This is a genomic window from Prochlorococcus marinus CUG1435 (assembly GCA_017644375.1).
GTDB classification, from domain to species: Bacteria; Cyanobacteriota; Cyanobacteriia; order PCC-6307; family Cyanobiaceae; genus Prochlorococcus_A; species Prochlorococcus_A marinus_AH.
This window is the reverse complement of the sequence record JAEPLP010000001.1, coordinates 909745-930870: the sequence shown is the minus strand read 5'-3', so window position 1 is coordinate 930870 and position 21126 is coordinate 909745. Positions and strand designations below refer to the sequence as shown.

The following is a 21126-nucleotide window of genomic DNA, read 5'->3' as shown; positions in this document are numbered from 1 at the left end:
GCCTGATATAGAATTTATCCAATAACTTTGTTTTTTGTAGTGGAATTATCAAATCTTAATATCAAAAATGGACTATGTATATCCCTCGGAGCAAATATTGATAGTAAATTCGGAAGCCCTCTTGAGTCACTATTAATGTGCAAACCAAAAATAGAAGAAATAATATATGAATGGGGAGATAATTCCAACAAACAAAAAGAAGAGAAAAGAAAATTTCATGCAAACTTTTTTTGGTCTTCAATTTATGAGACATTACCTCATGGAGTTGAGAATGGGCAGCCAAATTATTTAAATGCTCTATTGCTTATAAAAAGTAATTGTTTTCCAAAACCATCAAATAAAAAGGCGAAATTACTTTTAAAAAAGCTAAAAGAGTTAGAGAGATTTTTCGGAAGAGAAAAGACGCCTAAGGGTAAGAAATGGCTATCAAGATGTCTCGATTTAGATATTCTTTGGTGGGAAGATTTTCATACCGTTGACGAGGAAATAACATTACCTCACCCTAGATTCATGAATCGGAATTTCGTTATTACGCCACTATCTGAAATCTTAAGTAGAACCCAAAAAATCAAAAAGTTTGATGACCCAAAATGGTCTATATGAATAATTTACAAAACCAAAAAATAACTGTTAGGGTATTTTTATTTAAAAATTATGGGCAATAAAAACCTTATAAGAAGATCCATTTTTAAAGAAAAGATATCTGAGTTAAAGTCAAAAAAATTTAGTTTCGAAATAAATAGAATTGAGCTTCCAAATGGTCATGAAGGTGAATATGGATACATTAAGCATCCTGGGGCAGCATTAGCCGTACCTATTACAAAAGACAATAAAGTTATCATTCTTCGGCAATATAGATTTGCTGTTTCAAGGTATTTACTAGAATTTCCAGCAGGTACATTAGAAATAGGTGAAACACCTATTAATTCAATTCAAAGAGAAATACAAGAAGAGACTGGATTCAGTGCAAACAAATGGGATGAAATAGGAACTCTTGTCCCTGCTCCTGGTTATGCAGATGAAGAAATTTATTTATTTTTAGCTCGTGAATTAAACAAACTCAATTCCGAGGTAAAGGGAGATTTAGATGAAGATATAGAAGTATTAATTTTAGACCCAGACGAACTAGATAATCTTATTTCTAGTGGGGATGAAATTCTTGACGCAAAAACTGTGACGGCTTGGTTTAGAGCTAAACAATTTTTAGATAAATTATGAATAATCCTAGAATACTTTTTTGGCATAGAAAGGATTTAAGAATATTTGATAATCAAGCTTTAATCAAAGCATTTTCATTATCAAATGCTATTACTTCAACTTATATATTTGATAAAAATTACTCACACGATTTCAATGCAAGTGCAAGAGCTTGGTTTCTAGGAAATTCGCTTCAAGAATTAGGAAATAATTGGAAAAAAATGGGTAGTAGATTAGTTATGGAAGAAGGAGATCCGGTATTAATAATTCCTCAATTAGCAAAGAGAATAGATGCTAAATTTGTTTTTTGGAATAGATCAATTGAACCTTATGAGATTAATCGCGATTTACAAATAAAAAAATTTTTAAAGGAACAAAATATTCAAGTTATTGAAACTTGGGATCACTTATTAGTAGAACCTTTAAAAATATTTTCAGGGAATAATAATCCTTATTCAGTTTATGGACCTTTTTACAAAAACCTTAAATCAAAAATGAATTTATTAGGTTCATATGAACAAGATAAAGTTAGTTTCCAGTTTAAAGATATAGATAATAAACTCAAAGATAAGACAATAAATTCATCTGATTCGGTTTTAGAGAAATTTATCAAAAATATCAAATTTCCTGGTTCGAATATTTGTCCATGTAGACCTGGAGAGAATGCTGCAGAAACATTATTAGAAAAATTCATTAACGAAAATAAAATATATTCTTATAATTCTGCACGAGATTTTCCTTCCCATAATGGGACATCTTTTCTAAGTGCATCTCTAAGATTCGGCACCATCAGCATTAGAAAAATTTGGAACGCCACATTAAATTTAAATTCAGATTTTGCAAATCAAGGAAATTACCTATCAATTGAAACTTGGCAAAAAGAACTTGTTTGGCGTGAATTTTATCAACATTGCTTATTCCATTTCCCAGAGCTAGAGAAAGGTCCATATAGAAAAAAATGGGATCACTTTCCATGGCAAAACAATAATGAATGGTTTCAGCATTGGAGTAAGGGAGAGACCGGAGTACCTATAGTTGATGCTGCAATGCGTCAACTAAATAGTACTGGCTGGATGCATAACAGATGTAGGATGATAGTCGCTTCATTTCTGGTAAAAGATCTTATATGCAATTGGCAAATGGGCGAGAAAAAATTTATGGAGACTTTGGTTGATGGAGACTTAGCTGCAAATAATGGGGGATGGCAGTGGAGCGCCAGTAGCGGTATGGATCCAAAACCACTTAGAATTTTTAATCCATATACCCAAGCAAAAAAATTTGATCCGATTTGCGAATATATAAAATATTGGATTCCTGAATTATCTAAAGTGTCAAATTCAGAATTATTAAATGGGGAGATATCTAATTTAGAAAAAAATAATTATTCAAGCCCTATTGTCAATCACAACATACAACAAAGATTATTTAAATCACTTTATGCTGAAATTTGAATTTCCTGTATACAATTCTTTAAAACTTTATTTAAATTTTCTGCTATATAAACTTGCTCTTCATAAGAAATTTCAGGAAACATTGGAAGACTAAGAACTTCTGTACAAATTCTCTCTGTATTAATAAGTTTTGTTCTAGAAAATTTTTTATTTTTATAAGCTATTTGTGCGTGTATTGGAATTGGATAATAAATAATTGAATTAATACCTTTTTCAAAAAGTTGTTGTTTTACCAAATTCCTTAAGGAATAGTATTTTTTGCAGTCAGTATCAAATAAATTTGAAAAATCTTCATTTAAAAAATATTTATCGTTTCTTAACTTGATGACAAATTGATTCCAAGAATGGGAAATTGAATCAGAGCTAATTTTTGGAAAACTAATAAATGGATTTTTTTCTAATAAATCAAGGTAATTATTAGCAATTTTTTGGCGATTATTAATCCACTTAGAAATATATTTAATTTTAATGTTTAATATGGCAGCTTGAATGGTATCAAGTCTGCTGTTATATCCAATTTGGGTATGATGATATCTTATTGGGCTGCCATGAACAGCCAGTTCTCTAATTTTTTTTGCAATCTTCTTATCTGAAGTTGTTACTGCTCCACCATCTCCAGCAGCTCCTAAATTTTTAGTAGGAAAAAAGCTAAAACAGCCTATATCACCGATACTACCAACTTTAGAATTTTCCCACATTGTGCATGTTGCCTGAGCACAATCTTCAATTACTTTTAAGTCATATTTCTTGGCCAAAGATTTTATTAAGGTCATATTCACTGCATTACCAAATAAATGAACTGGCATAATTGCCTTGGTATTAGAATTTATTTCTTGTTCTATTAGTTCAGTATTAATGAGATAAGTTTCTGGATCTATATCTACCAAAACAGGATTAGCACCAACAACACTAATAGCCTCTGCAGTTGCAAAAAAGCTAAAAGATGAGGTAATAACTTCATCACCCACACCAATATCTAATGCGCGCAAAGCTAATACTAAAGCATCAGTTCCACTATTACATCCAATAGTATTTTCAACACCAATCAGATTTGAAAAACTCTCCTCAAATTTGGAAATTTCTTGTCCTCCTATATACTGCCCCCCCTTTAAAACTTTAGAAACCTCACTCTCAATTTCTGAGCCAATTTCGTGGTACTGCCTATTTAAAGTAAATGGAGGTATCTGCATAGTAAATATATTAACCCTAAACCATATTTCTATGGGTAAAAAACTTTTTAATTCATTTAAACCAACTTGGTTCTTTACCAGGAGTCCATTTTATATTGCAACCTAAAGAAGGCATCTGATTTGAAGGATAAGAATTATCTTGATTCAAATCTTTTACAGCAGAGCGCAAATCTTTTCCAGATAGAGGGATATTATTACCTGGTCTACTATCGTCTAATTGGCCATGATAATACAATAAAAAATCACCATCTCCATTATTTGAAAAAAGATAAAAATCTGGGGTGCAAGCCGCTTTTAATTTCTTAGCAAAATTTTGATTTTCATCATATAGATAAGGAAAACTCCATCCCTGTGTTTGTGCTTGTAATCTCAAATTTTTAGGAGAATCTGAAGGATGAGTGACAATATCATTACTAGAAATTGCAATCGTTTGAACTGTATTTTCAATTTCTTTACTTAAGGTGAAAATTTGATTCTCAATATATTTAACAAATGGGCAATGGGCACAAATAAACATTAAAAGTAAATGCCGATTATCTAGATTATGAGAATTAAAATATTCATTTTTTGAAGAATTGGCATTTAACATTTCGAAATTCGGCAATTGAAAACCTAATTCCAAAACCATAGAATTTGTTCTTACCATGTTCAAGCTAAAAATTCTTTGATATTTGAAAATTATTGTATATTTTGCAGTAATCCGTAAAGATAGGTACTTTTATATAGGAGAATAATAGAAATAATAAACAAAATGCTTCTAAATCTAACTGGCAAAAAAATTCTTGTTACGGGGATTGCCAACAATCGTTCAATAGCATGGGGTATCGCTCAACAACTTTCAAAAGCTGGCGCAGAACTTGGCATCACATATTTGCCTGATGATAAGGGAAGATTCGAGTCTAAAGTTAGAGAACTAACTGAACCTTTAAACCCATCGTTATTTTTGCCTCTTGATGTTCAAAATCCAGCTCAAATTGAAGAAATCTTTAAAAATATAAAAGACAATTGGGGACAAATTGACGGATTAGTTCACTGCCTAGCATTTGCAGGACGCGATGAATTGATTGGAGATTATAGTGCTACCACTTCAGAGGGTTTTGATAGGGCTCTTAATATAAGTGCGTATTCGTTGGCACCTTTATGTAAAGCAGCAAAACCACTTTTTAGTGATGGTGCTGGAGTTGTCTCATTAACTTATTTAGGTTCAGAAAGGGCGATTCCTAACTATAACGTGATGGGAGTTGCTAAAGCAGCTTTAGAAGCTTCAGTAAGATATCTTTCTGCAGAACTTGGTCCCGAAAAACAAGTCAGAGTTAACGCAATAAGTGCTGGACCTATAAGAACACTTGCGAGTTCTGCTATAGGTGGCATTTTAGATATGATTCACAATGTTGAAGAAAAGGCTCCTTTACGCAGAACAGTCACTCAAACAGAAGTAGGTAATACTGCTGCTTTTTTATTAAGTGATCTCTCTAGCGGCATTTCAGGCCAAACAATTTATGTTGATGCGGGTTACTGCATTAATGGAATGTAAACTAAGTTTTTTGCATAAAAATGTCATCTCAAAGGCGATCTGAAATAAAAAGAAAAACGAATGAAACAGATATTTCTGTATTTATAAACATAGATGGCAATGGAATTTCTGAAATTGATACCGGAATACCATTCTTAGACCATATGCTTCATCAAATATCAAGTCATGGTTTATTCGATTTAAAAATAACAGCAATTGGAGATACCCATATTGATGATCATCATACAAATGAAGATGTTGGAATCGCATTAGGTAAAGCATTTTCAAAAGCTTTGGGAGAAAGAAAAGGAATAAGCAGATTTGGACATTTCTTTGCCCCATTAGATGAAGCATTAGTTCAAGTCACTTTAGACTGTTCTGGAAGACCACATCTATCTTATGATCTTCAATTAAAAGCTCCTAGAATAGGAAACTATGATACTGAACTAGTTAGAGAGTTTTTTATTGCTTTTGTAAATAACAGCGGTATTACTCTGCATATTAATCAAATACGAGGTAGTAATTCACATCATATAGTTGAGGCTTGCTTTAAAGCTTTTTCAAGAGCAATGAGAATGGCCACCGAAATAGATCTGAGAAGAACTGATTCAATTCCAAGCAGTAAAGGCATGCTAGAAAATCCAACAAAATAGGAATTTTTTCAAATCAGCCACAATTTAGTTGATTTTTGGAGAAGATAGATATAGAAATCATTTTGTTGTGACTAATTTACAAGATAAAAAAATTGATAAAATTAAAAGTTTTAATAAAGAAGACTGGTCCAGTGCGTATCAAAATGTAGAAAATGAGCTAACCAATGAGCCTTTAATAATTAGCAGAGGGAAAATTCTTAAAAGTTTAAACGGAACATTATTAAGAAATGGACCAGGGATATTAAAGAGAGGAGGACAATGGGTTCATCATCCATTTGATGGTGATGGTATGATCACATCCATAAAATTCGAAAATGGTCAGCCATTCTTAACAAATAGATTTGTTAAAACTAAAGGTTATCTGGAAGAAGAAAAAATAAATAAATTTATTTATAGAGGTGTTTTCGGGACCCAAAAAAGCGGCGGAATTATAAATAATGCATTAGATCTAAAATTTAAGAATATCGCTAATACTCATGTCGTTAAATTAGGAGATGAAATTCTCGCATTATGGGAAGCAGCTGGTCCACATGCATTGGATCCTGATACTCTTGACACTATTGGTTTAACAACATTAAAAGGTGTACTCGGGCCTAACGAAGCGTTCAGTGCTCATCCCAAAACAGACCTAAACTCAAATGCATCTTCAGAACTTTTAGTCACTTTTGGAGTACAAACCGGGCCAAAAAGTACCATTAGATTAATGGAATTTAATAATGCTGGTACAAATTCTGGAGAGCTTATTTTCGACAGAAAAGATACCTTTAATGGCTTTGCATTCCTTCATGATTTCGCAATTACAACTAATTGGGCAATATTTTTACAGAATGCTATTGATTTCAATCCTCTTCCATTTGTAATGGGTCAAAGAGGAGCAGCACAATGTCTAAAGTCAAACCCAAATAAAAAGGCAAAGTTTTTTATCATTCCCAGAGAAAGTGGATTATTTAGAGGTCAACCACCGTTAACAATAGATGCTCCAGAAGGATTCGTTTTTCATCATGTAAATGCATTTGAAAAAGATTCCAAAATCGTATTAGATAGTATTTTTTATGATGATTTCCCATCAGTTGGTCCAGACGAAAATTTTAGGGATATTGACTTTGATAAATATCCAGAAGGAAAACTGAAAAGATCAATTATCGATCTAAAGAAAAAAACTAGTGAACTTGAAACTTTAAGCGAACAATGTTGTGAATTTGCGGTTGTTAATCCTAAAAACTTAGGATTAACAACAACTTTTAGTTGGATGGCAAGCACATCTCAAAAGATGGGTAACGCTCCACTTCAAGCAATAAAAAAAATAAATTTAACTTCTAAGGAAGAGACTTATTGGTCAGCAGGTCCAAGTGGATTCGTAAGTGAACCAATTATGGTTCCATCAGAAAACTCTTCAAAAGAAGATGAGGGATTTTTATTTATACTTCTATGGAACGGAGAAAGAAGAGGAAGCGATTTAGTGATCTTAAACGCAAAAGACTTAAAAGAATTAGCTGTTTATGAATTACCCATTGCAATTCCTCATGGCCTTCATGGATCTTGGGTTAATTGAATTTAAGAAAAAATTTCAATTAAATCTGGAATAACTTCTTTTAATGCTTTACCTCTATGACTACAAGAGTCTTTAATATCATTATTCATTTCTGCGAAAGTTAATCTGGTAGAAATCTCCTCAAAAATTGGGTCATACCCAAAACCACCTTTTCCTCTTGGGTTTAAGATAATATTGCCATGACATTTGGCTTCAGATTCAATAATTACTTCACCATTTGGTGAACAAACACAAATATTGGCAATAAAGAAAGCACTTCTGTTTTGAACTCCATCAAGTTCTTTTAAAACCCGTTCAATTCTCTTCTGATCATTTTCTGCATATCTAGATGAGTAAATGCCAGGCTTCCCATCTAGTGCTTCGATACAAATTCCTGAATCATCTGCTATTGAGAAATTATTTGTTTTTCTCGAAACTTCACTCGCTTTTTTAATTGCATTATCTCTAAATGTCAGTCCATCCTCTTCAACTTCTAATGATTCTGGCTGAAGTAATAATTTACAATTAACTCCAGCAAGTAATTTCTTATATTCTTCAATTTTACCTTTATTCTTACTCGCTAAATATAAATTTTTCATCCTTATTTTCCTGCCAAATTTATAAATACTTGACCCCAATCTAATAACTCATCTAAATAAGATTCTTTTGGTGCTTCACAATATAACCTTAATAGAGGTTCCGTTCCTGAAAACCTAAAAAGAAGCCAAAAATTTTTATCAATTCTCAACTTTATTCCATCAATCTTTGAGATACTTTTTAACTTGTGATTATTAATCTTCTCAGGAATATTATTTATTATAAATTCTTTTACGTTATTTTTTTTTGACTGATTTAGAAATTTAATATCAATTCTTTTATAAAAACTTGGTCCAAAATCTTCTTGAATTTCATCTAAGGTTTCATATAAATATTGAGATTTTTCAGCAATTCCATTTAATAAAACCATCGCTGCATATACAGCATCTCTTTCAGGCATAAAGTCACCAAAACCAACTCCCCCAGATTCTTCTCCTCCAATAAATATTTTCTCTTTAATCATTTTTTCAGCAATATATTTAAAGCCAACTGGAAGTTCAAAAACATCTCTATTTTGACTCTCTGAAATATTCTTAATAATATCTGAACCACTAACAGTCTTTAAAACTGGATAAGAATTATTTTTAATTTCGCCCAAATAGCTAATAAAGTATGGGATTAAATCTTGAGTGCTAGAGTATCTTCCTTTTTCATCAATTGCCGCGATTCTGTCACCATCACCATCAAATATAATTCCTAGAGTTTTCTCTTCATTTGCTGAATTTTTCCTTAGTATTTGATTTAGATCATCTACATAATTTAAAAGAGGTTCAGGAGGTTTTCCTCCAAAAAAAGGATCAGAATCTTTCCTGATTTCTGAAAGAACTTCTAGATCATTAGAAGCAAAAATCTCAGCCATACAATTTGCAGCTGAACCATGCATAGAATCTACAAAAATTCTCAATTTCATTTTTTTCAATCTACTGGAAATAAAGTCAATATCAAAATGGGATTTTATTCTATCTAAATGAAATTTCTTAATATCTACCAATTGATTAGCACCATCTACTTTTTCAATTGAATTTCCAAGCATTAATCTTTTTTCAATTTCACTTGTAAAAGATTCGTCAACAGAACATCCGTTAAAGCTCTTTATTTTCAGACCTAGCCAATTATATGGATTATGACTTGCTGTAATTACTAATGCTCCAAGACATCTGAATTCTTTGGCATAGAAACTACAAGAGGGAGTTGTAACAAAGCTATTAGATAAGAGCGGTTCTAAACCACATCCTCTTACAAAAGGTACTATTTGCTTGGCAAATTCACAAGCCATAAATCTACGATCATATCCAATAATAATTTTCTTTGAATTAACTTCTTTATAGTATTGATAATGCAACTCCTGGCATGAAGCAACAACAACTCTCGAAAGGTTGGATAAATTAAAATCAAATCCAATAATTCCTCTCCACCCATCAGTTCCAAATTTTATCTTATCTAATTTGTCAGCTGTCAAATTTAAAATTTCCTTGATTTATTCTAATTATCTATACTAATTTATATGAGTAAATTTTAAAACCGCCCTTAAAAATAATTTGAATTCTCTTCATTTAAAAAGTTTTACAAGATGCAAAAGAAAAGCATGGCTAGATTTTAAGGGTAAAAAATCTTATGAAGTTTGGTCTCCTCATAAAGCTATAGAAAAAATTAATCAGTTTCAAATTTTCTCTGAATTTTGTAATAGTGAAATATACACAGGATTAAAAGCCTGTGAAAATGGCTATCAAGGGGTAATTGGATTTAAAATCAAAGGGAATCTTATCCAAAATATTAACGCAGAGATACGTCCACAATTACTTGTAAAGACTAAAGGTAAAAGTATATGGGGAAAATATAAATATTTACCTGCTGTTTATAAGTTAGGCCACAAAACCACTAAAGAACATTTATTCGACTTAGCTTTTAGTTCTATGCTGTTGGAATCTTTTCAAGAATCTAAAATTGAGAAAGGATTAGTAATTTCAAGTAGTAATAAAAAGGTTAATGTTGAAGAAATCTATTTAAATAAAAAATTAAGAAAAAAAGTTTTGAATGTTTTTCTAAATTTGAATGAATGCTTGGAGGGATTTATGCCAGAAATAACTCAAGATAGGAAAAAATGTACTATTTGTTCATGGCAAAAATTTTGTGACAAAGAAGCAAAAGAAAATGGATATCTAACAGATATAGATGGAATAGGATCCAAAACGGCCATATTACTCATAAAAAATCGAATATCTAATATCCAAACATTAGCTTCTTATAGCGAAAAACTACTTGGAGAGAAATTATCTAAATTCAATGATCAAAAACATGAAAAAGCGTCCTTATTTGTAAAGCAAGCACAAGCTTATATTTCTGGGAAACCATATCGCATTTCCAATAAAAATGATACTAACGATTTACTAGAAAAAACATGTTCGGGATTTTATATATTTGATATTGAGTCAAATCCAGATGAAAAGCATGACTTTTTATATGGTTTTTTAAAAATAAATAATTTATTTACAAAAAAAGAAGATCTTATCTATAAACCAATTTTAAATCTCAACAACAAAGGAGAATCTTACATGACAATTATTGAAATCCTTTCTTCACAGAAGGAATGGCCAGTTTTACATTATGGAGAAACTGAAAAGATAGCAATAATTAATATTGCTAAAAACCTAAATTTTAGTTTTGAAGAAATTGATTCACTTGCCTCAAGATTTATAGACTTACATACCTTAATACGAAAGTCTTGGATATTACCGCTAAAAAACTATAGTTTAAAAACTGTTTCTAATTGGCTTGGATTTGAATGGATGCAGAAAAATGTGAGTGGCTCGAAAGCTCTTTATTGGTGGATCCAATATCAAATTACAGAAAACGAAATATTTTTAAAAAAAATTATCGAATATAATAAAGATGATTGTTTGGCTACTCTACAAATTGCAGAATATTTAATCAAAAATCAATTAAAGAAAAATTGATCCTACAGATTTATTAATAATAATTTTTCCAAAAATTTCTGAAAAAAAATAACTTCCTTCCTCTAAGTATTTTCTTTTTATCATTGCTAACCCTTTTATTTGAGAATCTGATTTAAAAAAACTAGTGATTTTGCCTACAGAAATATCCTTGACAGAATTTATATATAAATTTTTATCTTCTACGTCTAAATTCAAATTAGATTCAAACGATTGCCAAATTCTTATTTCCTGTTTTAAAGAAGAAACATTTTTTATTTTGGACATTGTTTCTTGTCCTAAATAACAACCTTTATTAAAATCTATAAGATCTTGTAATCCAAGCTCAAGAGGATTATTTTTTCCGTTTATTTCCATTTCTAATGAGGGTATTGCCTGATTAATTTTCCAAAGTTTTAAATCATTGGGATTTAGTAAATTTAGTTTATTTTTATATATTTCAAATTCTTCATCTTCTGTTTTGAAGAAAATAGGCTTGTAAGTTCTCCATGAACTAGATTCATCAATTTCCTGAATTCTATTTACAAAGAAAGGTTCACTTAGAAGGACATCGTCCGCTGGAAAAATAATTAGATTAAAGAAATCAATTATTTCATTAGTGTTACCCGCCAAGATAATTACTTCTAAGTTTCTTTCTAAAAAAATAATTTCAATTAATGCCCTTAGAACCCCATTTGGATTTAACCAACAAGTTTTGATAACTTTATTTTCTGAATCAAGAATATTACCAGTTGTTATTCCATTCAAAAATTTTCTGGCATCTTTTCCAGTAATAGAAAAACAATCAAATTTTTCAAGCCAAAACTTTTTTTTTATATCTTGCATTTTGAAATAATCATAAAAAGTCTTTTATTGTAAAAAGACTCTTCAATTTAACATTTTCATCATTAAGGGCTTCTAATCCCCCTTCTTGCCTATCAACTATAGACAAAACTTCCTCAACAACATAATCATTTTCTCTTAACTTTTTTATAGCTTTTATAACTGAACCAGCAGTTGTAACCACATCCTCCAAGACAGTTACCAAGGTGGCTTCTTCTAATATAGGGCCCTCTATTCCAGCTTTGGTGCCGTAACTTTTGATTTCTTTCCTAATTATTAACCCATCAAGGTTTTGACCTTGAGAAGCTGCCTTTACAATTAATCCACTTACTAGAGGATCTGCGCCTAATGTCATTCCTGCTACTGCCTTAGACCTTGAGTCTTTTAAATCAAAAAATAAATTACTTATTAAGTTGAGACCTTCGCCATTTAAAGAAACAGGTTTACAATTTAAATAATGACTACTTTTTTTACCGGAAGCTAAAGTGAAGTTTCCTTGCTTATAGGATTTTTCAATTAACAGTCTTAGTAATTTGGCTTTATTCAAATCATACTTTTCCGAAAAATTAGCCATTAGTTAAAGTTTAATTTATATTTAAAGATTAGAAGAAAAAAAAGAAATCTCACAAAAACTTACTAATGAGGTATTTTTTGAAATATTATTTTTATATTGTATATTGAAATTCAATGTAATTGAAATTACATCGATTCCCTTGGGGGTGTAGCAATCTGGTGAATGCACCAAACTCATAATTTGGCTAAGGCGAGTTCGATCCTCGCCACCCCCATTATTCATTTGTCATTGAATGAAAATAACTCTACTTTTATTTATTTTATTTTTCCCAGCTTTTTTCGCAGCGAGTGAACTTTCTTTTTTATTGATAAGGCCAAGCAAAGTTTTAAGACTAATAGAAGAAAAAAAGAAAGGAGCATTTTCAATTCTAAAAATTCAAAAGCGATTTAGATCTTCCTTAATTGCTTCTCAATTTGGAGTAACAATTTCGTTGATTGCAATTGGATGGCTCAGCAATAGCGTAGCGAATGATTATTGGACAAAAAATATTTTGCCAAATAGAATTTATGATCTTGTACTATTTTTATTTATTGTTTTAGTAGTTACTCTTGTTTCTGGACTAATTCCTAAGGCAATTGTAATCAACAATCCAGAATCTGCAGCATTAAGGTTAACCAGCATATTTGATGCTGTAAGAAAAGGTATGCAACCTATAGTTACGATTATTGAATTCTTTGCCAGCGCCTGTTTAGGTTTATTTAATTTAAATAACAAATGGGATTCCTTAAATTCGGGTTTATCAGCAAGTGAATTAGAAACTCTTATAGAAACAGATAATGTTACAGGTTTAAAACCAGATGAAAAAAATATTCTTGAGGGAGTTTTTGCTTTAAAAGATACACAGGTAAAAGAAGTAATGATTCCACGATCTGAAATGGTAACTTTGCCAAAAAATATAACCTTCTCAGAACTCATGAAACAAGTAGACAAAACTCGACATGCACGCTTCTTCGTTATTGATGAGTCTCTAGATGATGTATTAGGAGTATTAGATTTGCGTTATTTGGCTAAGCCAATATCAAAGGGAGAAATGCAAGCCGATACATTATTGGAACCCTTCCTATTACCAGTAACAAAAATAATAGAAACAAGTTCATTAGCAGAAATATTACCAATAGTCAGAGAATACAATCCTTTTTTACTAGTAGTTGATGAACACGGTGGAACAGAGGGGCTCATAACTGCAGCTGATCTAAATGGAGAAATAGTTGGAGAAGAAATGCTAAATAGTAGAATTTATTCAGATATGAAAATGTTAGATAATTTCTCTAGAAAATGGTCAATAACTGGAAAATCAGAAATTATAGATATCAATAAAAAGTTAGGATGTTCTATTCCAGAGGGTACAGATTATTATACCCTTGCTGGATTTCTACTTGAAAAATTTCAAATGGTTCCAAAAATTGGAGACGTTTTAGATTTCAATAACATTAAATTTGAAGTTATTTCTATGTCAGGTCCGAAAATTGATCGTGTTAAAATTATTCTTCCTTAAAGCTAAATGTGGCTTCCTATGGAGGATAATACTTAATAAATGGATTTAATGTTATGAAACCAACCTCATTACCCGTAAAGGTTGGAGTCATAGGTATAGGAAATATGGGATGGCATCATGCTCGAGTATTAAGTTTACTCAAAGATGCAAATCTCATTGGAGTTGCAGACCCAAATGAAGAAAGAGGCAAATTAGCTATCGAGCAATTTCAATGTGAATGGTTCAGAAATTATAAGGACTTAATTCCAAAAGTTGATGCTATTTGTATCGCTGTACCCACACTACTTCATCATAAGGTAGGACTAGATTGTCTAAATGAAGGTATTAACGTTCTCATTGAAAAACCAATTGCAGCTAATGAGTTGGAAGCGAAATCCTTAATAGAGGCGGCTAATGCAAGTAAATGTCTTTTACAAGTTGGGCATATTGAAAGATTTAATCCTGCTTTTAGAGAATTAAATAAAATAGTTAATAATGAAGAAATTGTTGTTTTAGAAGCGAGGAGGCATAGTCCTCATGCAAACAGAGCAAATGATGTATCTGTAGTAATGGATTTAATGATTCATGACATTGATCTTATTTTAGAGCTTGTAAATTCAAAAATACAAAAATTAGCAGCTGTTGGAGGAAGAAATAGCGAAGGATTAATAGATTATGTTAATGCTACTTTAGTTTTTAAAAATAATGTTATTGCAAGCTTAACTGCCAGCAAAATGAGTCATAAAAAAATTAGAAATTTAAGTGCTCACTGCCAAAACAGTCTAGTAGAAACTGATTTCTTAAATCACTCTTTACAAATCCATCGAAAGTCTCATGAATCATACACAGCAGAGCATGGAGAATTAGTTTATAGAAATGATGGATATGTTGAAGAAGTTAGCACAACCTCCATAGAACCTCTTTATGCAGAACTGGAGCATTTTCTTAAATGCGTTCAGGGAAAAGAAACTCCTGAGGTAGATGGTGAGCAAGCCTCAAGAGCATTAAAAATTGCTGATTTTATAGAGAGTGCTGTAGATAATTCTGGAGATGCGATTTTACTTGAAAACCCCTTCTAATACTAACAATCTAAACTAAAAGAATTTTATTTAAATCCAACTGCAGCTTGCCAAACAAATACCAATAAAAAGAAAAACAAAGGAATAAGTGGAAGAACATCAACAGTTGGAGCAAAGGCTTTGTAAGCCTCAGGCAATTCAGCGAATGTATTAAATAGAGTGAGCACCTTTTTAATAATTTAATTATTTATGATAAGACGTTACCACGTATGGTGAGCAATAGAGGATGTTTTCCAAGGAGCGAAATCATTTGTAAAACAATTATCTCTAATTGCAGTAGAAATTGAATTGGTAAATCTTATTAAGTGAGCAATATTATGCAAACTTATGAGGGTTAGGCCTAATATTTCGTCATTTCTAATTAGATGATGCAAATATGCTCGAGAATAGGATTTACAGGTCTCGCATTTACAAGTTTTGTCAATCGGAGAAAAGTCATTTTTAAATCGAGCATTTCGCAAATTCAATCTTTCATCATTAAAAAATGCAGTCCCATGTCTTCCTAGTCTTGTAGGCAAAACGCAGTCAAATATATCGAATCCATTAGCAATAGCTAAAGAAATTTCTCTTAAAGAGCCAATTCCCATTAAATATCTTGGTTTATTTATTGGTAAGAATTTCGGGACGTAATTAATTACACTATGTATTTCTTCGACTGCCTCACCAACGCTTACACCTCCCACTGCTATTCCAGGCAGGTCAAAAGAACTTGTATATTTGGCGCTATATTCTCTCAGTCTCGGATACTTGCCACCTTGAACTATGCCGAATAATGCTTGATTAGATTTCTGATGAGTCTCAACACATTTTTGCAACCATGCATGAGTTCTTTGCAAAGAGTCCTCAATATCATTTTCATTAGCTGTATGCGGAGGACAATGATCAAAAGCCATCGCAACATCCGATCCAAGATCCATTTGAATCTGTATTACTTTTTCAGGTGATAAAAATACATAACTACCATCTCTTGGATTTTTAAATTCCACACCTTTATCAGAAATATTATTTAATTTGGCCAAGCTAAAAACTTGATATCCTCCTGAATCAGTAAGAATAGGCTTAGGCCAATTCATGAACTTATGTATTCCGCCAGATTCTTTTACTAGTTTTTCTCCAGGTTGTAAATGAAGATGAAAGGTATTTGAGAGAATCATTTCTGCCCCTGTAGAGATTAACTGCTTAGATGAAATTCCTTTTACCGTTGCCAAAGTACCCACGGGCATAAATTTTGGTGTATTTACCGGACCATTTGGTGTATGAAAAATACCAGTTCTTGCCCCTGTATTATTACAATTCGATGTAATTTCAAATTCAAACACGATAATTTATAAAATTTTTTGATCCTTTTTCATTAATCTAACCTATTATTTAATATTGAATCTATTTTTATCTCATCAAAAAATATTTAATAAAAAATTTGGCAGGATCTTGGATTTTTTATACGACATTTCCAAAGATACCTTTAATTATTCCTGAATTTAAAAATATTGCACAATTTGCCCCGCCTTTAGGATTTTTTATTGGCACTATACAGAGTTTTATTTTTCTTTTTTTAAGAACAAACTCTTGGTCAATTTATGCATCTACATTAATTTGTTTGGCTTCAGGATATTTAATTACTGGTGGTCTACACATTGATGGTTTAATGGATACTTTCGATGGTATTTTTGCGGGTAAAAAGAAACGTTTAAAAGCAATGAAAGATAGTAAAGTTGGGTCCTTTGGCGTTCAAGCTTTAGTTTTTATAACCTTAATTCAAGTTGCTTGCATGCTGAAAATTCAAAACCTAATAATTTTTGTTTTACCTATATGCTTATTTTGGGGAAGATTTTCAAATTTATTTTTTATAGAAAAGTTCAAATATATTAGTTATAAGAAAAAATCTATAAGCCACAAAAAGTTTTGGAACGGATTTAAAAAAGAATCTTTGATCTCAATTATTTTTCTTTTAATTTTCATTGCATACCAATTAGTTTCAATTACATCCCAAACGATATTAATTAAATTTTTAATTCTTATTTTGATTGGTATTTTTCTAAGCTGTTTTATCCCAAACATACTGGGTAACAAAATTGGAGGCTTCAATGGAGATGCCTGCGGTGCAAGTGTTGTACTAGTTGAAACTGCAATGTTGTTTATGCATGCAATTCTTTTATAGGTAGTTCTAAATAGAAAATATTTTTTTTCTTAAGATTTTTTAATTTCTCAGTATTATCAATCGAGTTATTTTCCAGCAATCTCAAATCTCCACCAATTTGTTTTGCTAATTTCCTCGCCAAAAAAAGACCCACACCTGTGCCTTCCTTCTTCTTAGCGGCAGATCCTCTAAAACCTTTTTCAAAAATTTTCTCGTTTTCATTTTTGGTTATTTTCTTACCTTCATCAAATATAAAAAGTCCATTACTCGTAATTGCGAGTCCAATTTCAGCATCTTTTTGGGCATATTTAAAAGCATTTTCTAATAAATTAGCCACAATTTCGGCAATTACAGCATATTTTGCCTTTAATGGCGATAAAGCCCAATCTGGCCAAAGAGAAGGTTCAGTCCAATCTCTATTCTCTAAGTCCGCATTAGCTTTACCCCTTTCTAATATTGGCCTCAATAAACTCTGAACAGTTATTACCTTTTTATTATCTAAATTTGGAGGTAATAATAATCTTTCCTCTCCAATTTCTAGGGGAAGTTGAATAGGTGAATTTAATTGCGCAAAAGAATCCATATATTGATTAATTTGTTTTTGTTCTTTTATCATGCGTTCGACTATTTCAATAGAGTCATCATCCGAACCAAGTCTTTTTATTAGTAATTTTGCGTATGTCCTAATAGCAGCCAATGGATTCCTTAATTGATGGATTATGACATTGACTTGATTTTTTAAATAATTGATTTCTTGATTTTTATTTTGACGTTCTAATTCGATAGAGACGCATTTAGCTAAAGATATTGAAAGCGCTTTTAATCTAGAGTCAAGAGATATTGGCCAATTCCCACCTTTCAAATCAGTTTCCACCCTAAGGACACCAAGTAGAATATCGTTTTCTTGAAGAGGGTACCATCTTCTATTTGGCGATGAAACTTTTAATGAAGGATCATCTTCTATTGATGTAAGTAGCCTATCAATTTGTGGCCATTGACCAATCATCTCAAAAGATGCTTTAGTTCCTTGCTTAGCTGAAGCAAGATACATAACTAAATTAGTCACGCCCATGGAGCAACCAAAACTTTCTAGCTGTTTAGTGATAAGTTCTTCAAATTTTTTTGAAAGATTCATAATTATTGAAAATTTGAGAAATTTTTTAAAAAAAAAACTTGAAAAAAGGCTTGTAAAATATGAAAAAAGTATTAAGATATATAAAGAGGTCTGACTTTAGCCAGCCTTAAATATGAATATTTAATCATATTTTAAGATACATCAGGGGTTGATGGGTCCTCTATGTAATTGAAGTGAATTTAAAATCACATATATAAGATTAGTAAAAATAAATAAGACTAATCTCATTAATAATTTCAGGAGTACCAATCAATGTCAAAAAAAAGAAAAAGAATCAGCAGAAGAAGATTGGCTGGCCAAAGAGTAATGGCACATGTACCTATTTATCATATCGAAACTGGCAAACATAAACCAGTTACAGCAGCAAGAAGATTCATAGCTGAAAATGGCCTCTCTGCGCCTTCAGTTTTCAATGTCAGAAGAAATGAACATACCACTGATAGGTTTTTTTGGGGAGAAAAAGGGTTATTTAGCGCCCAATACGCTGAAGAAAATCATTTTCTATTTCCATCACTAAAAATTGTAGTTGAAGGAATTGGTGAAGAAAAAATATTTGAAGGCCTAGAACTTACTGCAGATGATTGGGAAGAGATTGAAAAATACGAATATGCTTTTGTTTAAAAAATATTACTTATATTTGAACTTATAAAATTAATTAAATTTGAATCAATTTGATGAAATCCATCGAATTCTAAAAATTCGCAAAATTTAGAAGATTTACTTTTTACCTTTTCATAAATAGTCCTAGAGGCATCTATAGGCACGACGTCATCAAATAAACCATGACTAATAATCAATGGTGAGCATTTTTCTCCAAGGATCCAATTGGGGTGAGGATAACCACTACAAGCAACAATTAATCCAAAATTTAATTGAAATCCTGCATCAATTGCCATTGCCGCCCCCTGAGAGAAACCCAACAAAATTGTTTTTCTTAGTGGAATCTGATCAGTATCAAATTTTTTTAATGTAACTAAAAGTTTATTTACTTCAACCTGAGCTCCATTCCAATCATGTGGATATAATGCATACCACTGTCTTCCCTGACCACTTGGATGTAATCCAGGTGCCCTCAAAGAAATTACCTCAAAATCAAGATTTATTTTTTCAGTCATTTCCTTTCCAAAGGTTAAAAGGTCATCTGAATCAGCTCCCCAACCATGCATCAAAATAATTCTATGAGTTGCAGTTTGAGAGCTAATCGAGACAAATTCATGATTGATAGCATATTTCATGTTTATATTCTTAAGTAAGTTAACTTTTCCATAATGTCACCATTAGCTTTAGTAAGTGTCTCTGATAAAAAAAATATAATCCCATTTTGTAAGGAATTGGTAGAGCAATTTAATTATAAAATCCTATCAAGTGGAGGAACTGCCAAACATCTTATAGAAGCAAAAATTCCAGTTATTAAAGTTGCAGATTTTACTAATTCTCCAGAAATTCTTGGAGGAAGAGTTAAAACTTTACATCCAAAAATACACGGGGGAATATTAGCTAAAAGATCTGACGAGGAACATAAAAAAGATATAGAAGCTAACAATCTTGAGTTAATTGACTTAGTAGTTGTCAATTTATATCCTTTTAAAAAAACTGTAGATCAGGGAGCTAAATGGGAAGATGCTATTGAAAATATCGATATCGGAGGTCCATCAATGATTCGTTCTGCAGCTAAAAATCATACAGACGTTTCCGTTTTAGTAGATCCTAGTCAGTATCAAAATTTTATTGAAGAAAGTAAAAAAGGTGAATTAAAGGAATCATATAAAGCAAAATTAGCCCTTGAAGCTTTTCAACATACAGCAGACTATGACGCTGCAATATCTAATTGGATAAGAAAAGAAAGAGGTTTACAATCTTCCAAATATATTGAATCTTATCCACTAATCAAAACCTTAAGATATGGGGAAAATCCACATCAAAAAGCTTTTTGGTATGGTTTAAGTAACATTGGATGGAACTCAGCAGAACAATTACAAGGTAAAGACTTAAGTTATAACAATCTATTAGATCTAGAGTCGGCACTTTCAACAGTTTTAGAATTTGGCTACCCAGAAAAAGATGAACTAAGAAACGAAATGTTTGCTTCTGTTATTCTAAAACACAATAATCCTTGTGGTGCCTCTATAAGTAATTCAGCTTCTCAGGCATTTTTGAATGCTTTAGAATGCGACCCCGTTAGTGCATTTGGAGGAATAGTTGCTTTTAATTCACATATTGATAGTGAGACCGCAATTCACCTCAAAGATATTTTCTTAGAGTGTGTTGTAGCTCCATCTTTTGATGAGGAAGCTTTAGAAATTCTAAAAATTAAAAAGAATTTAAGAATTTTAAAGATTTCAAAAAATCAACTTCCAAAAAGAAATCAAACTTCTACTAAATCGATAATGGGAGGATTACTAGTTCAAGATACCGATGATAACGAAGAAAAAACTGGAGATTGGATTTCAGTAACTAATAAAACCCCTAGTAATCAAATGAATTTAGATCTAGATTTTGCATGGAAAATTTGTAAACACGTTAAATCCAATGCCATCGTTATTGCAAAAGACCAAAAAACTATTGGTATTGGAGCTGGACAAATGAATAGAGTTGGAGCAGCAAAAATTTCATTAAAAGCAGGCGGAAAGTTATGTACCGATGCTGTCTTAGCCAGTGATGGTTTTTTCCCATTTGCAGATACTGTAGAACTTGCAAATGAATACGGTATAAAATCTATAATCCAACCAGGAGGGAGTCTAAGAGACCAAGAAAGTATTGATATATGTAATTCGAAGGGGATTTCAATGGTATTTACACAAAAGAGGCATTTTTTGCATTAG

The 21126-nt window shown here is 31.4% G+C and carries 22 protein-coding genes and 1 tRNA gene; 13 read left to right on the top strand and 10 right to left on the bottom strand.

Annotation, left to right across the window (positions count from 1 at the left end):
* Positions 1–39: 39 nt before the first annotated feature.
* The 3 genes from folK to JJ844_05155 are packed head-to-tail and all read left to right on the top strand — an operon-like array spanning position 40 to position 2648.
* Positions 40–603, top strand: coding sequence for a 2-amino-4-hydroxy-6-hydroxymethyldihydropteridine diphosphokinase (gene folK / locus JJ844_05165; GenBank protein ID MBO6975067.1), 564 nt, complete (start codon positions 40–42; stop codon positions 601–603).
* A gap of 51 nt (positions 604–654) precedes the next feature.
* Complete coding sequence (locus JJ844_05160) at positions 655–1218, top strand: NUDIX hydrolase (GenBank protein ID MBO6975066.1); 564 nt, start codon at positions 655–657, stop codon at positions 1216–1218.
* Positions 1215–2648: a deoxyribodipyrimidine photo-lyase gene (locus tag JJ844_05155; GenBank protein MBO6975065.1), complete on the top strand. Its 1434-nt coding sequence runs from the start codon at positions 1215–1217 to the stop codon at positions 2646–2648. Before JJ844_05160 ends, JJ844_05155 begins: the two co-directional genes overlap by 4 nt.
* Here JJ844_05155 and JJ844_05150 read toward each other — a convergent pair.
* Positions 2633–3838, bottom strand: a complete 1206-nt coding sequence (locus JJ844_05150) for a DegT/DnrJ/EryC1/StrS family aminotransferase (protein MBO6975064.1) — start codon at positions 3836–3838, stop codon at positions 2633–2635. The genes JJ844_05155 and JJ844_05150 overlap by 16 nt on opposite strands.
* A 52-nt stretch (positions 3839–3890) precedes the next feature.
* Complete coding sequence (locus tag JJ844_05145) at positions 3891–4484, bottom strand: thioredoxin family protein (GenBank protein MBO6975063.1); 594 nt, start codon at positions 4482–4484, stop codon at positions 3891–3893.
* A 105-nt stretch (positions 4485–4589) separates the two neighbouring features.
* On the opposite strand from JJ844_05145, the gene fabI reads away from it, so the two are divergent.
* From fabI to JJ844_05130, 3 genes are all read left to right on the top strand, one after another.
* On the top strand, positions 4590–5372 hold the full coding sequence (gene fabI / locus JJ844_05140; GenBank protein MBO6975062.1) for an enoyl-ACP reductase FabI: 783 nt from the start codon (positions 4590–4592) through the stop codon (positions 5370–5372).
* A 20-nt stretch (positions 5373–5392) separates the two neighbouring features.
* Positions 5393–6004 carry an imidazoleglycerol-phosphate dehydratase HisB gene (gene hisB, locus JJ844_05135; GenBank protein ID MBO6975061.1) on the top strand — a complete coding sequence of 204 codons (612 nt, stop codon included), beginning with the start codon at positions 5393–5395 and terminating at the stop codon, positions 6002–6004.
* A 67-nt stretch (positions 6005–6071) separates the two neighbouring features.
* Positions 6072–7556, top strand: a complete 1485-nt coding sequence (locus JJ844_05130; GenBank protein MBO6975060.1) for a carotenoid oxygenase family protein — start codon at positions 6072–6074, stop codon at positions 7554–7556.
* Between the two features lie 2 nt (positions 7557–7558).
* On the opposite strand, the gene rdgB is transcribed toward JJ844_05130, so the two are convergent.
* A complete protein-coding gene (gene rdgB / locus JJ844_05125; GenBank protein ID MBO6975059.1) occupies positions 7559–8134 on the bottom strand; it encodes an RdgB/HAM1 family non-canonical purine NTP pyrophosphatase in 576 nt (191 codons plus the stop codon).
* A gap of 2 nt (positions 8135–8136) precedes the next feature.
* Positions 8137–9591 carry a phosphoglucomutase/phosphomannomutase family protein gene (locus tag JJ844_05120; GenBank protein MBO6975058.1) on the bottom strand — a complete coding sequence of 485 codons (1455 nt, stop codon included), beginning with the start codon at positions 9589–9591 and terminating at the stop codon, positions 8137–8139.
* A 79-nt stretch (positions 9592–9670) separates the two neighbouring features.
* Here JJ844_05120 and JJ844_05115 point away from each other — a divergent pair, with 79 nt between their 5' ends.
* Positions 9671–11086, top strand: a complete 1416-nt coding sequence (locus JJ844_05115) for a TM0106 family RecB-like putative nuclease (protein MBO6975057.1) — start codon at positions 9671–9673, stop codon at positions 11084–11086.
* Here the strand turns inward: JJ844_05115 and JJ844_05110 are convergent.
* Both JJ844_05110 and pyrE read right to left on the bottom strand, forming a co-directional pair.
* The gene (locus JJ844_05110; GenBank protein ID MBO6975056.1) at positions 11072–11908 is read right to left on the bottom strand and encodes a tRNA-modifying protein YgfZ; all 837 of its coding nucleotides are present in this window, start codon (positions 11906–11908) and stop codon (positions 11072–11074) included. The genes JJ844_05115 and JJ844_05110 overlap by 15 nt on opposite strands.
* A gap of 10 nt (positions 11909–11918) precedes the next feature.
* The gene (pyrE, locus tag JJ844_05105; protein ID MBO6975055.1) at positions 11919–12479 is read right to left on the bottom strand and encodes an orotate phosphoribosyltransferase; all 561 of its coding nucleotides are present in this window, start codon (positions 12477–12479) and stop codon (positions 11919–11921) included.
* A gap of 141 nt (positions 12480–12620) precedes the next feature.
* Between pyrE and JJ844_05100 the strand changes: the two genes are divergently transcribed.
* The 3 genes from JJ844_05100 (at position 12621) to JJ844_05090 (ending at position 15032) form a co-directional block, all read left to right on the top strand.
* A tRNA-Ile gene (locus JJ844_05100) sits at positions 12621–12693 on the top strand.
* 18 nt (positions 12694–12711) lie between these two features.
* The gene (locus JJ844_05095; GenBank protein ID MBO6975054.1) at positions 12712–13974 is read left to right on the top strand and encodes an HlyC/CorC family transporter; all 1263 of its coding nucleotides are present in this window, start codon (positions 12712–12714) and stop codon (positions 13972–13974) included.
* Positions 13975–14027: 53 nt separating this feature from the next.
* Positions 14028–15032: a Gfo/Idh/MocA family oxidoreductase gene (locus tag JJ844_05090; GenBank protein ID MBO6975053.1), complete on the top strand. Its 1005-nt coding sequence runs from the start codon at positions 14028–14030 to the stop codon at positions 15030–15032.
* A 26-nt stretch (positions 15033–15058) separates the two neighbouring features.
* Here the strand turns inward: JJ844_05090 and JJ844_05085 are convergent, their stop codons facing one another.
* Both JJ844_05085 and tgt read right to left on the bottom strand, forming a co-directional pair.
* Positions 15059–15199, bottom strand: a complete 141-nt coding sequence (locus JJ844_05085) for a photosystem II reaction center protein K (protein MBO6975052.1) — start codon at positions 15197–15199, stop codon at positions 15059–15061.
* A 33-nt stretch (positions 15200–15232) separates the two neighbouring features.
* The gene (gene tgt, locus JJ844_05080; GenBank protein ID MBO6975051.1) at positions 15233–16351 is read right to left on the bottom strand and encodes a tRNA guanosine(34) transglycosylase Tgt; all 1119 of its coding nucleotides are present in this window, start codon (positions 16349–16351) and stop codon (positions 15233–15235) included.
* A 98-nt stretch (positions 16352–16449) separates the two neighbouring features.
* Here tgt and JJ844_05075 point away from each other — a divergent pair, with 98 nt between their 5' ends.
* On the top strand, positions 16450–17190 hold the full coding sequence (locus tag JJ844_05075) for an adenosylcobinamide-GDP ribazoletransferase (protein MBO6975050.1): 741 nt from the start codon (positions 16450–16452) through the stop codon (positions 17188–17190).
* Here the strand turns inward: JJ844_05075 and JJ844_05070 are convergent.
* Positions 17168–18304, bottom strand: coding sequence for a sensor histidine kinase (locus JJ844_05070; GenBank protein MBO6975049.1), 1137 nt, complete (start codon positions 18302–18304; stop codon positions 17168–17170). The genes JJ844_05075 and JJ844_05070 overlap by 23 nt on opposite strands.
* 252 nt (positions 18305–18556) lie before the next feature.
* Between JJ844_05070 and JJ844_05065 the strand changes: the two genes are divergently transcribed.
* On the top strand, positions 18557–18925 hold the full coding sequence (locus JJ844_05065; protein ID MBO6975048.1) for a DUF3155 domain-containing protein: 369 nt from the start codon (positions 18557–18559) through the stop codon (positions 18923–18925).
* Here the strand turns inward: JJ844_05065 and JJ844_05060 are convergent.
* The gene (locus JJ844_05060; protein ID MBO6975047.1) at positions 18922–19539 is read right to left on the bottom strand and encodes an esterase; all 618 of its coding nucleotides are present in this window, start codon (positions 19537–19539) and stop codon (positions 18922–18924) included. The genes JJ844_05065 and JJ844_05060 overlap by 4 nt on opposite strands.
* Before the next feature lie 33 nt (positions 19540–19572).
* Here JJ844_05060 and purH point away from each other — a divergent pair, with 33 nt between their 5' ends.
* Positions 19573–21126, top strand: coding sequence for a bifunctional phosphoribosylaminoimidazolecarboxamide formyltransferase/IMP cyclohydrolase (purH, locus tag JJ844_05055; protein ID MBO6975046.1), 1554 nt, complete (start codon positions 19573–19575; stop codon positions 21124–21126).

What these genes read in the sequence shown, in the direction of transcription:
- hisB (MBO6975061.1), top strand. Translation starts at nt 5,393, where the DNA reads ATGTCATCTCAAAGGCGATCTGAAATAAAAAGAAAAACGAATGAAACA.
- JJ844_05070 (MBO6975049.1), bottom strand. Translation starts at nt 18,304, where the DNA reads ATGAATCTTTCAAAAAAATTTGAAGAACTTATCACTAAACAGCTAGAA.
- JJ844_05150 (MBO6975064.1), bottom strand. Translation starts at nt 3,838, where the DNA reads ATGCAGATACCTCCATTTACTTTAAATAGGCAGTACCACGAAATTGGC.
- JJ844_05155 (MBO6975065.1), top strand. Translation starts at nt 1,215, where the DNA reads ATGAATAATCCTAGAATACTTTTTTGGCATAGAAAGGATTTAAGAATA.
- rdgB (MBO6975059.1), bottom strand. Translation starts at nt 8,134, where the DNA reads ATGAAAAATTTATATTTAGCGAGTAAGAATAAAGGTAAAATTGAAGAA.
- pyrE (MBO6975055.1), bottom strand. Translation starts at nt 12,479, where the DNA reads ATGGCTAATTTTTCGGAAAAGTATGATTTGAATAAAGCCAAATTACTA.
- fabI (MBO6975062.1), top strand. Translation starts at nt 4,590, where the DNA reads ATGCTTCTAAATCTAACTGGCAAAAAAATTCTTGTTACGGGGATTGCC.
- JJ844_05090 (MBO6975053.1), top strand. Translation starts at nt 14,028, where the DNA reads ATGAAACCAACCTCATTACCCGTAAAGGTTGGAGTCATAGGTATAGGA.
- JJ844_05145 (MBO6975063.1), bottom strand. Translation starts at nt 4,484, where the DNA reads ATGGTAAGAACAAATTCTATGGTTTTGGAATTAGGTTTTCAATTGCCG.
- JJ844_05110 (MBO6975056.1), bottom strand. Translation starts at nt 11,908, where the DNA reads ATGCAAGATATAAAAAAAAAGTTTTGGCTTGAAAAATTTGATTGTTTT.
- JJ844_05095 (MBO6975054.1), top strand. Translation starts at nt 12,712, where the DNA reads ATGAAAATAACTCTACTTTTATTTATTTTATTTTTCCCAGCTTTTTTC.
- purH (MBO6975046.1), top strand. Translation starts at nt 19,573, where the DNA reads ATGTCACCATTAGCTTTAGTAAGTGTCTCTGATAAAAAAAATATAATC.
- JJ844_05065 (MBO6975048.1), top strand. Translation starts at nt 18,557, where the DNA reads ATGTCAAAAAAAAGAAAAAGAATCAGCAGAAGAAGATTGGCTGGCCAA.
- JJ844_05160 (MBO6975066.1), top strand. Translation starts at nt 655, where the DNA reads ATGGGCAATAAAAACCTTATAAGAAGATCCATTTTTAAAGAAAAGATA.
- JJ844_05060 (MBO6975047.1), bottom strand. Translation starts at nt 19,539, where the DNA reads ATGAAATATGCTATCAATCATGAATTTGTCTCGATTAGCTCTCAAACT.